Origin of the sequence: Spirosoma aerolatum, assembly GCF_002056795.1 — a bacterium.
GTDB lineage: Bacteria > Bacteroidota > Bacteroidia > Cytophagales > Spirosomataceae > Spirosoma > Spirosoma aerolatum.
This window is the reverse complement of record NZ_CP020104.1, coordinates 1490485-1502066: the sequence shown is the minus strand read 5'-3', so window position 1 is coordinate 1502066 and position 11582 is coordinate 1490485. Positions and strand designations below refer to the sequence as shown.

10 protein-coding genes are annotated in these 11582 nt (G+C 49.4%); 4 read left to right on the top strand and 6 right to left on the bottom strand.

Annotation, left to right across the window (positions count from 1 at the left end; all coding sequences use genetic code 11):
* Positions 1–17: 17 nt before the first annotated feature.
* Positions 18–320 (top strand): hypothetical protein, encoded by a 303-nt coding sequence (locus B5M13_RS06070; RefSeq protein ID WP_080054828.1) that lies wholly within the window; start codon positions 18–20, stop codon positions 318–320.
* Between the two features lie 82 nt (positions 321–402).
* Here B5M13_RS06070 and B5M13_RS06065 read toward each other — a convergent pair whose 3' ends face one another.
* The 5 genes from B5M13_RS06065 to B5M13_RS06045 all read right to left on the bottom strand — a co-directional run bounded on the left by B5M13_RS06065 (position 403) and on the right by B5M13_RS06045 (position 4747).
* Positions 403–837, bottom strand: coding sequence for a VOC family protein (locus B5M13_RS06065; RefSeq protein WP_080059818.1), 435 nt, complete (start codon positions 835–837; stop codon positions 403–405).
* Between the two features lie 186 nt (positions 838–1023).
* A complete protein-coding gene (locus B5M13_RS06060; RefSeq protein WP_080054827.1) occupies positions 1024–1491 on the bottom strand; it encodes a DUF3592 domain-containing protein in 468 nt (155 codons plus the stop codon).
* 158 nt (positions 1492–1649) lie between these two features.
* Complete coding sequence (locus tag B5M13_RS06055; RefSeq protein ID WP_080054826.1) at positions 1650–2441, bottom strand: 3-keto-disaccharide hydrolase; 792 nt, start codon at positions 2439–2441, stop codon at positions 1650–1652.
* A gap of 68 nt (positions 2442–2509) precedes the next feature.
* Positions 2510–3301 (bottom strand): M90 family metallopeptidase, encoded by a 792-nt coding sequence (locus B5M13_RS06050; protein ID WP_080054825.1) that lies wholly within the window; start codon positions 3299–3301, stop codon positions 2510–2512.
* Between the two features lie 57 nt (positions 3302–3358).
* Positions 3359–4747 (bottom strand): DUF4403 family protein, encoded by a 1389-nt coding sequence (locus tag B5M13_RS06045; protein ID WP_245859803.1) that lies wholly within the window; start codon positions 4745–4747, stop codon positions 3359–3361.
* 254 nt (positions 4748–5001) lie between these two features.
* On the opposite strand from B5M13_RS06045, the gene B5M13_RS06040 reads away from it, so the two are divergent.
* Both B5M13_RS06040 and B5M13_RS06035 read left to right on the top strand, forming a co-directional pair.
* Positions 5002–6030 carry a S66 peptidase family protein gene (locus tag B5M13_RS06040; RefSeq protein WP_080054823.1) on the top strand — a complete coding sequence of 343 codons (1029 nt, stop codon included), beginning with the start codon at positions 5002–5004 and terminating at the stop codon, positions 6028–6030.
* A gap of 29 nt (positions 6031–6059) precedes the next feature.
* The gene (locus tag B5M13_RS06035; protein WP_080054822.1) at positions 6060–6299 is read left to right on the top strand and encodes a DUF3820 family protein; all 240 of its coding nucleotides are present in this window, start codon (positions 6060–6062) and stop codon (positions 6297–6299) included.
* Between the two features lie 83 nt (positions 6300–6382).
* Here the strand turns inward: B5M13_RS06035 and B5M13_RS06030 are convergent, their stop codons facing one another.
* On the bottom strand, positions 6383–9094 hold the full coding sequence (locus tag B5M13_RS06030; RefSeq protein ID WP_245859801.1) for a M14 family metallopeptidase: 2712 nt from the start codon (positions 9092–9094) through the stop codon (positions 6383–6385).
* A gap of 310 nt (positions 9095–9404) precedes the next feature.
* Here B5M13_RS06030 and B5M13_RS06025 point away from each other — a divergent pair, with 310 nt between their 5' ends.
* Positions 9405–11306, top strand: coding sequence for an AAA domain-containing protein (locus B5M13_RS06025; protein ID WP_080054821.1), 1902 nt, complete (start codon positions 9405–9407; stop codon positions 11304–11306).
* Positions 11307–11582: the final 276 nt, after the last annotated feature.

Here is an 11582-nt window from a genome sequence, read left to right as displayed (position 1 = left end):
AACCTTTAAAAACGACTATGAAAAAGAGCACATCGACGCTGCTGGAAGAACTCGAAGATTTCCGGACAAAAATCAAAACAATGATTAGCCAATTGTATCGTGCGAATGTAACCAATCAACATGGCGAGGTAATGACCGAAGCCGCCCTGACCGAAGAATGGGAATACGAAGGTCAGGAATTAAATGCGATCACAGAACAGGGATTAGCGTATATTATTGACAATAAGATTGATGAGATCTTCACCTGGGATGACCTCGAAACTGAATCACTTATTGAAGTTGTGCAGATTCTGGAAGATAAAGAATTTGTTGAAAGTTAACACTAAACTCCCCTGACCAAGATGCTGGTCAGGGGAGTTTAGTGTATAGGGAATCGGCATGGATGCACCGGATGCGATTCGCTCATGAAACACTGGCTTCGGCGGCTGGCTGCTCCTTGTTAATAGCGCTGGGATCCATGTAAATAATCTCCCACAAATGACCGTCCAGGTCCTGATAGCCGTGGCTGTACATAAAACCCTGATCATCGGCCTCGCCGGGTGTGGTGGCACCAGCTGCAACGGCTTTACGCACCAGTTCATCGACACCCTCGCGGCTTTCGGCCGATAGGCAGAGAATTGCCTCGGCAGCTTTTGAGGTATCTACGATTTCTTTTTTGGTAAAGCCCTGAAAAAACGGCTCTACGAGCAGCATCACATAGATATCATCGCTGATAATCATACAGGTACCGTTCTGATCCGTAAACTGTGGGTTGAATGTATACCCCACTTGTGTGAAGAATTCGACGGACTTTTGCAGGTTTTTAACGGGCAGGTTTACAAAGATTTTCGTTGCCATACGGAGTTGTATTTGATGTTTACGTAACAAAAATACCCTGAAAGCCCGAGAAGCGAGGAGGGCAAATGCGGCAATAAACGGGTCGATTGCGGCAACCTTCCAGCGCATCTCTGCGCCCTGCCTTTTATAGGGTCCACTACTTGTATATCGCCTAAAAGCACACCCTTTAAAATGATACCAGAAAGCCTAAAAACCCTGCGATACGGCTTTTATTCGTCCATCTTTCCGCAAGGACATAATTAGCAGAGGATAGCCAATCAGTGAGAATACAACACCCAGCAAACCAAACACAGCCGGCAAAATCCAGCCATCTACACCTTCCAGGACAATATCTTCCTGCGGGTTATTGGGCCGATACCAAAGTGTAACGCGTTCGCCAACGGTAAAGCTTGGGGGCGATGTGTAGGTGTTGGAGTAGTAGGTAATGGACTGGCCCTGCTGAGTTGTAAACTGAATAACCGGCGCCTGCGAATTGGTCCTCCGGCCCTGACTGTCATGATTGTAATGGCTACCGATAACCATCCCTTTCGTTTCAATCCCCGTTTTCACAATCTGCTGCGTCGATTGCCACGTCATGTAGGCCACAATCAGGAAAACAGTACCCAGCAACGCAAAGAGCCCTAAAAAAACATACTTGATTTTATCTAAATCCATAAATAGCAAGCTTCTGGTTCACAATGAGGTAAGATTATTTTAACCCCCAAACCTACTATTGCTCACGCTGGCCTACCAAGCAGTTTTGTGTATTCGGTTAGATAATCGAATTATTGATCGGCAAAATGAACAGCCAATAGTTTCGCTATTCGTACTAATCAAAAATCCGTATTCGAGGCTTTCAGATCCAGGGGCTTGATCCAGATATTACGGTAAAATACGTCGTGGCCTTCAGCCTGAAGTTTTAAGCCGCCGGGGGTATCGGTAATGCCCTTGCCGCCATCGTTGCCCCCGTCGATACCCGAATTAGGCCCACCCCATACCTGGCTGATTTTCTGATTGCTATGCACTTTCTTACCGTTGAAGTACATGGTCACCATAGCCGGTTCGACCCGCTTGCCATTCTCAAATCGAGCGGCCCGAAACTGAATATCATACGCATTCCACTTCCCGACGCCGTTGTACGCATAATACGGTGATGGCGTTTCGTTGATCACAGCCGCCAGGCCATGACTGGTGGAGTCGCCATCCAGCACCTGAATTTCGTAACGATTCTGCAAATACACCCCACTATTGCCACCAGGTTTGCTGATGTAAAACTCGATATGCAGTCGGAAATCGCGGAAGGTCTCTTTCGTAACAATATCGGCAGAACCATATTTCCCTCCCGCAGCCGCAGGGTCGTTGGTATTCATAACTGTACCGGGTCCGGCTGGATCTTTCTCTATTTTCCATTTGATGGGCAACGTGGCCGCCAATCGTGGGCCTTCCCAGTACGTCCATTTTTCATCGAGCATTTTCCGGGAACCGTCAAAGAGCACTTCGGCTCCTTTGATAGGTTTGGCTCCAACGCCAATCTGCGCCAGCGCCTTTGTCAGCACTAGGCCAGTCAATGCGGTGAGTAAAAGAGCCTGACGAATCGTGGATGACTTCACAACAACGAGTTTCATGAGAAAATAGCGACGGGTTTATATGCGTTACCATAAGCCGCCAATCGGTTGTATTTACCCGTTTCTACTCAGCTTACTGTCTTATCATTAGCGAGTGGATTCTGATGAAAGATTTCTTCCAGCCGGGCAAACAAGGCCGGGTGCTTTTCCTGTAGTAGATCAGGCCGTTTGAAAAAATACTCCGATACAACGGCAAAGAACTCCGCTTCGTTTGTAATGCCATACGGATCAATGTCCGACCGATTGGCCCTGATGTCGTGAATACTTTTATGAATGAGCAGCAACCACGGTTTAATGTGGTCTTTTTCCAGCAGATATTCCGGTAACCCATCGGTAGCCCCATCAACTTTATCCAGCAGATGCACAAACTCATGGATACCTGTGTTTCCCTTGCTGGTTTTGTTAGTGAACCCTTCATGCAAAGCTGGTTTCGATAAAACCATTGTACTTTGTAAGGCCCCCCCTTCACCTACCATGCCCAGTATCATCCGATTATCGCCCTCTGTCTGATAATCCGCATTGAATCGGTCGGCATACAGCAATACGTTCGTGAGCGGGTAGTACCAATCCGTAAATCCGAATATAGGAATGATGGCACTACTGGCAACCAGTACTTTGTCCAGTTCATCGACCGTCGTTCCAACACCTTCGATTCGAACGGTACTCAAAAAATGAGCCACTCGTTTTTCAAATTCATTTTTCCGGTCATCAGGTAGCGACCGATAGTAAGCCACATATTGCTGCAAGAGTTGCGGATAGGTCGCAGCAATGGCCGACGTATCTATAGTTCGAGGCCGGGCATACTGCCATATAAGCCAGCCCAGCACTAATAAAACGGGTATACTTATCAGAAAAATCATTACGTAACATTTGCTGTTGGCTGGTCACGAAAACAGGCTAAGCCAGACCATACCTGTTTATAACTGATTGATTTTTAAAGCGACCTGTGATTCAACCTTAATCAGGGCCTGAATACCATCGGGCCGGATGGCTATTTTCTGGGGTATGAACCGAAATGAGTGAATGTTCAGATCGGTCTTTTTGCCTGCTCCTCCTTCCTCGAAGGCCTCGCTGATTTTGTGAGGAAACTGCGCAATGTCGTCGCCCAGCCGAATGGTCAGCAACTGCTTCAGTATGAGTTGTAAGGGTTTGTGCCAGACGGGTTTTGTACTCCTGGCCAATAAGTTGTTGGTTTGGGCATCGAAATCCAGATTATTCACGTTCAGCGTGTTGGTCAGGGTATCGAATTCGGGTCGTCCCCGCAGATAAACTGGCCCATCGACCAATCCATCCATATCGACTTTTACAATCAAGCTCTGTTGCGACCCATACACCGACACACCTTTCACGGTAACTGACCCGAACGCCATTTTTTTGGGCTGTTTACTGATGGTAAGTTTCATGATCCTATTGATATCGGCATAGGGAATAAAACTCATCAGGTGCAAATCGGATACCTGCGAAACCGTATCGCGTTTCTGTAGCCGGGGCAGTTCCGTTTTAGGGTGTTCGGGTGGGCTAGGTTTCAGCTCGGTTTTCGTCCGAAACGCCATGCGGATATGAGTCGTCAACTGGCGGGCATCGCCTGTAACAGGGCCAGCCGCTACACTAACAGGTATCGGCACCAGCCACAGGCCATAATCACGGTTGATGAGCAGCGGTTTTTGTAAGTCACGCCAGATGGGCTTTACCATGTTGTCGAGTCGCAAATCTCGATGAATAGCCGAATCGATCATGGTTTCAATATCCGCACGGTGTTTATCAAGGATATCCTGGGCAACCTTCGCCAGTGAAATTTCTTTCCCCAGCAGGCGTAGCTCCGGCTCTTTAATCCAGGTATAGTCAGTAAATTTAGTCTGGCTGTTGAGTCGCCAGTTAGAGGTTACCTGAATAGGGGTCTGAAAATTAACGTGCAATGCACAAAATGGCTTTTTAGGGGGCGTCGTATCTTTACTGAAGGGTTTGGTAAGCCACATTTGCAACGGAGCCGACAAGCTGACTTTCTGGTTGGCATACTGCACCTGAACGGGACCTAATCGTTTGACACGAAACGATATAAACCCCTTTACTTTTCCCTCCTTTGTTTGCTTACCGATCAGTACCGGGTCAAGCTCCCGGTTAATTTTTTCCTGAAGTTCGCTCAGTTGAAAAATAATCGGCCCGGCTATATACGACATGGTTTCGGGTATAGGCGGATCGAAGCCTTCGGCCTGTGGAGGCTGGGCTTTTTTGGTTTGGCAATGGCTCAGCAACAGAACCATTACCAAACCGAAACATCCATGAAGTAGTGATGGTGACTTTGTCATTATTGATTGAACAAGCCAGCTAAAAAGCTCTTGTTCAATCAATAATAACTTTCATTGCTTCGAGTTGTTTTTTCAGCTTCAAACAAACAGGGTTTCGGAACGCCAGCCTTCGAACAATTAGAGCAACTTTCCGTTTACGGCATCACGCCTGGAAACATACATAAGACGAATCGAAAAAATACATTGAATTGACTGAGCCTGCGTGTCATATCAGTGCTTTCGGTTATCTTTCTGAACTTGAATTTGCTAGTCGTATGCCATCACGTCGTTCGTTCTTACAGGCGGGTAGCCTGGCCCCTTTTCTATCGATACTTCCTGCACCAACCTCTCCGGTACTTATCAAACCCGCTCGCTTAAAACCAGGCGACACCGTCGGTTTGTTTTGTCCGGCCGCACCCGCTTACAGTCAGGAAACGGTAAAGATTGCTCAGGAATCGCTATTGGCACTTGGCTTCCAGACCAAACTCGGACCGCACATTTACGACCGATATGGCTACCTGGCTGGCCGCGATGCTGACCGGGCATCAGATTTACATGCCTTTTTCAACGATCAGAGCGTGAAAGCCATCATGGCCATTCATGGCGGTTGGGGTTGCGCCCGATTGCTGTCGTTGCTGGATTATGACCTGATTCAGCGAAATCCGAAGGTATTAATCGGCTATAGCGACGTAACGGCCTTACTGCTGGCTATATACGCCAAAACCGGATTGGTAACGCTACACGGCCCGGTCGGTTCAGCGACGTTCAATGCCTATACCGTCGATTGGTTCAAACGGCTCCTGATGGATGGCGAATCACTGACGATGCGCAACCCAACCGAAAAAGGCGACAATCTCACCCAGATACAAGACCGAATTACCACCTTACGGCCTGGTTTAGCGCGGGGCCGTCTGGTGGGCGGTAATCTGACGGTATTGAGTCACCTGATTGGCTCGCCTTACTTACCCGACTGGAAAAATACCATTCTGTTTCTAGAAGATACACACGAGGATATTTACCGTGTAGACCGGATGCTAACCCACCTTAAACTGGCAGGTATTCTGAACCAGATCGCCGGTTTTGTGTTCGGCAAATGCAGCGATTGCAATCCCAGTAGTGGTAGCTACGGCTCGCTCACGCTCGATGACATTTTGACCGAACACATCATCCCCTTGAACAAACCGGCTTTTTCGGGTGCGATGATCGGCCACATTCGTGATAAATTTACCGTTCCATTGGGCATCGACGCCGAAATCGATGCGACCGCTGGGACCATCCGACTGCTGGAATCGGCAGTTAGTTAACGTACTTGTTTAACGCCTAACCCTGTCTTATGACTCAGGAACACGGAAACCCTGAACTACTCAAGGAATTACTTCATTATCAGATGCCGTTTGGCAAACATAAAGGCCAGTTGATTCGGGCGTTACCCGTTTCGTATCTGGAATGGTTTTCCAAAAAAGGATTTCCAGCGGGTAAACTGGGTATGTTGCTACAAACCATGTACGAAATCAAATTGAACGGGCTGGACTACTTACTAGACGAATTGACCCGAATTCAACGGAGAGGATAAATTAGTTGTGAGGACACAAAGGCGCAAAGAATAGGCTTTAAACTTCTTTGCGCCTTTGCGTCCTCGCGGTTAACGTTTAGGTATCACTTTTTCTCTTCCTCTTTCGGCTTCAGAGAAGGGGATTTCCAGAAATCGGACGCCCCATATTTCCCTTTCGCTACGTCGCCACCATACAGCACTGAGTTTAGCAGCACTCGGTACGTTCCCAACGGCTGTCCACGCCATTGCGGCCGGAATCCGATCAGAACGACATGCCCTCTCCCCTGTTGTACATCCAGCGAAGCTGCATAGCCTTGCAGGTATTTTTCGCCCAACAGATAACCCGACCGCAACGGCGATCCCGTCGAGGCAAACTTTGCCAGAGCCTGCCCTTTGAATCCATCCAGTGTGGCAAAAACCGGGCTTCCGTCCACAAATACGGTGGCTTTGCCAGGCATCCCTGCCATGACCGGATGCGCTGGATCAGTTTCGACTTCAAGCAATGAACCACCCGTGAAAAAATCCTTACGAGCGACTCCGGCAACCACGTTTTTGACGGGTAGATGCAGGGCCTCAATGGCATAGTCACAACTGGCGTTCAGGCAAACGAGTGTTCCTCCCTGGCTCACAAATTTGGTTAGACTGGCACTACCCAATTCACCCAAACCACCTTCGTAAGCGGGCGGTACGGCCCCTTTTACAAACCCATTTTTGATGGTTTGCGGTCGGTCGGAAGCCATCACAATGACATCGAAACGGTCGCTCAGATCATTTTCCTGCATGTCGGTATTGGTAATAGTCACGAAGGGCAGGTCGAACTGCTCCAGTACCCATTCGGTCCAACCGGCATCCATACTGGCCGTCCAGGGCTTATAGAGGGCAATGCGGGGCTTTACGGTCGCTCCACTGGTGTTGACTGTCCGTTCAGCCGTAATACCGAGTTCTTTCACCCATTGTTCCAGCGTGGTATTATTAACGCCACTAACGGCATAATGTTGATTATCTGAGTGGTACTTAACGGTTCCGCCCGATTTCATTGTCCGGCCAATAAGCTTGAAGGAATTATTCTGAATAGGGCTTATGAGCGCAGCCGTTCCCGACCCCGTCAATCTTCCTTCCGGAGCGTTGATTCCGACCGAAACCGGATTCGTATCGAAGCCAATACCTGCCACAAAATCAGCGGGAGTTGCATCTTTTTTATCATCTTTCTGCCAGACCTTGGCCGTTCCTGATACCAGTTGAATAGCGGCTTTCTGGTCGGCCGTGAGTGGCGTCATGGCGGGTTGAACGTTCAGTTCAAATTGCAGGGGCAACGTCCAGCCAGCCGCATCATAGGGTTGTTCGGGAGGGCCACCCGGAAACTCCCGCAAATCAGGATAAACCTGTACGTCCAGCAGTTGACGGGTCAGTTCGGCATACTCCTGATTCATCGGAATTACCCAGGTTCCTTTGGGGTAGGCGTGGCCGTTATGCTGAATTTCTTTGGTCAACTGCCCAATGCGGATGCCATGAAAGGCCAGCCGGCGCAGCAGTTCAACAGGCCGCACCGGATCACGTTGTTTCTGCGGAATAAAATAAGCATAGGGTGGCTCCTGTTCGTACTTCTGGATGGTGTTTCGACCAGCCTGATACCGATTGTACAGCAGCACATCGCTGTATTTGGCGGCATAGTCGAGCGTGGCCAGCGAAGCCGTTTCCATGTACGCCATCGCATCGCTGATCCGCCACCAGCCTCCCGGCCAAGGACTCGAATACAACGATTCGACCCGCAACTCTTTTTTGTCCTGCGGGAAATCGCGGATGGTGTAAAAATGCGGAGTTGCGTAGTTGTAGAGTGCTGTTTCGGTCCAGAACGACGGGATATTCTGCATCACCGGCATATAGTCGATATATCCCGGATACCAGGCATCGAAGCCCGTTCCCATGTGTGTAGCGCCTTTCTGTCCGTTACTTTCGAGCGCCTGCGCCATCGCCATTCCAATCATATTCACCTCACGGGCAATGATGGGTGGCGTTTGCGGGGCAATGGGCTCGGCAAACGGCGGTAGCCAGATTCGAGTCGGAAACGGGGAGGTCTGGTGATGCACAAAAATGATGTTCGGTTCCCACTCGCGCCAGGTACGGGCCACCACACGCGACTCGATCATGTTGAGCATATACGCGTCGCGGTTATTATCGTGCCCCACGTATTTCTGGTACAAAAACGGTGGTGGCGCAATTTCGTAAGGCGTACCCACATTCGATTTGTACCAGTCTCCAATCATGGTCTGGCCGTCGGGATTAAGCGACGGCCACAGGAGCAGAATCACATTATCCAGAATGGCCTTCATTTTCGGCTCCGACGCTTTGCTGAGCATGTCATAAGCCAGCGAGATCGTATGCTGTGCCCCAGCCACTTCCGATGCATGCAACCCACCGTCGATATGCACAAGGGGCTTGCCTTCCAGCGATAGTTTTTTCGCTTCTTCGTCGGTAAGGCCCGCCGGATGTGCCAGCCGTTGCGCAATGCTGCGATACTTATCGATATTGGCCAGGTTCTGGGGCGACGAAATCAGAGCGAAATACCAGGGCCGCCCCTCAGAAGTTTCACCCACGTAGACTAGTTTGAGCATATCACTGGCCTCGTCGAGCTTTTTGAAATAACTCAGTGCCTGTTCATACGTAGCGAGCTTATAATCGGCCCCAACAGGAAAGCCGAGCGTTTCTTCGGGCTTGGGAATGAGCTTTTGCTGGGCGATGCCCGCTAAACCAGTCAGCAGATACAAACCAATCATGAGCAGGCTCAGTTGCCCGCGTACGTACACGTTTTTTAGCATAGTTCAGGTTGTAGATTTTTCCTTTTCCGGCGAATACACAACTCAAAGGCATACGCACCGAACAAGGGAATTTTATTCGGCAATTTACCGAAACTACGGAATTTACATAAAGCAAATAGAACACCGATTATTATGATGATTATGATCTGTGCAAATCATAATCATCATAATAATCGGTGTTCTATTCATCTGACGCTACTCTTTGCTAAGCTTCATGGTATATACTTGCACAGTTACGAGAGTTTTTTTTCCCCAACGGTGTTACTTCAATAGCCTCAGACAATGATTGGGGAAGTAGTTACTTTTGTGAATGACTTATTTTGATGATCTGCTCGACCTTCTGAAAATTGAACGAGCCGAGGACCGTGCTCAATACCAAAAGCTCACCGAAACCACATCCATTGCCGAACGACGGGCCAACGGCCTGGCCTGGTTTCCCATTGCAATCCGGGGCTCCGAAATGAGCCGGGGTGATTACCTGACGGTTGAGGTTGAACGCACGACGCATCAGGATATTCCGCATCAGCTACGGTTTGGGGTGCCCGCCGTTCTGTTTAGCAATCACGACCCCAAAACAGACCGCGTTGAAGGGACGATTACGCACCAGAGCGGAAACCGCGCCAAAATAACGCTGCGTACCGACGAACTTCCCGACTGGTCGCGGGATGGCAAACTAGGTATCGAAGTACTGTTTGATGAGAACAGCTACAACGAAATGGAACAGGCGCTCAAGACGGCGAATACCCTGAGCAGCAAAGCGGATAGTCGGCTTATTCAGATTCTGACGGGCGAAAAAGCCCCTACCTTTCATTCGGAAACCCCAACACTGACGCTTCCCCGCCTGAATCCAAGTCAGGTGGCAGCCGTCGAAAAAATAGTAGCCGCTAACGAACTGGCTATTGTTCATGGCCCACCAGGCACGGGTAAAACAACCACGCTCATTCAGGCCATTAAAACGCTGATCAAACAGGAGCATCAGAAAATACTGGTGGTCGCTCCCAGCAATACGGCTGTCGATCTGTTGAGCGAGAAACTGCACGACGAAGGGTTAAACGTACTTCGAATCGGTAACCCGGCCCGCGTATCCGACCGTCTGATGGCCCTGACGCTCGACCATAAAGTATCGGAGCATAGCGCCATGAAAGAGGCTAAAAAGTTAAAAAAACAGGCGAATGAGTTCCGAAACATGGCCCATAAGTACAAGCGAAATTTCGGGAAAGCCGAGCGCGAACAACGCAAGGCCCTGTTCGACGAAGCCCACCGGATCATGAAGGATGTAGCCAATACGGAGCAGTACGTCATTGACGATCTGCTTGCCAAAGCGCAGGTGATTACGGCTACGCTGGTCGGTGCCAACCACTACACGGTCCGTCAGCTGACGTACCATACCGCCGTCATCGACGAAGCGGGTCAGGCCCTCGAACCCGCCTGCTGGATTCCGATTCTGAAAGCGCAGAAACTAGTGCTGGCGGGTGATCATTGTCAGCTTCCGCCCACCATCAAATCGCCCGAAGCGGCCCGCAAAGGTCTGGCTAAAACCCTACTCGAAAAATGCGTGGAGCTGCACCCCGAAGCCGTCTCATTGCTGGATGAGCAGTACCGTATGCATGAACACATTATGGGTTACTCGTCGCAGGTGTTTTATGAAAACAAGCTGAAAGCCCATGCGTCGGTGGCTCGTCATTCGCTGTTTGAGGGCGATACGTCGCTGGTATTTGTCGACACGGCCGGTTGCGGCTTCGACGAAAAACTGGACGGCACCAGTTCGACTAATCCCGAAGAAGCCGCCCTGCTGATGCGGCATCTGAGCCAGCAAGTCGCTGATTTAAGCGGCCATTATAGTGTACAGAACTTTCCGACCATTGCGATCATCTCGCCCTACAAGCAACAGATCAACATCCTGAAAGAGCAGTTACTGCAATACCCCGACCTATTGGCCTATGGCAATAAAATTTCGGTGAACACCATCGACAGTTTTCAGGGGCAGGAGCGCGATATTGTCTACATCTCGCTGGTCCGCAGCAACACCGAGGGCGACATTGGCTTCCTGTCCGACATTCGCCGGATGAACGTTGCCATGACCCGCGCCCGTAAAAAGCTGGTGATCGTTGGCGACAGTGCCACCCTGGCTAGCCTCCCCTTTTATGCCGACTTTATTACCTATGCCGAAGCCCTCAACACCTACCAAAGCGCATGGGAATGGATGGAGTAGAATGGCACTCTACCACCATCTCGTGTATTTTATCTCAAATGCATAATTCAGAGGGCAACCTCAAAGACATTACTATGGATAATATCAGCAAGTTTGTGAGCTATTTATTTATTGATTGAGACAAACTACACTATCGAACAAATTACCGTTATTGCATCTGTATCGGTCGATTTTGTTAAATGCGTTTAGCAAAAGCTTTTTCATAACGAATAATTCTTATGACAGAGTACATTATAATAAGCGTTTTCTGTCATTCCGAGGAACGAGGAATCTTCG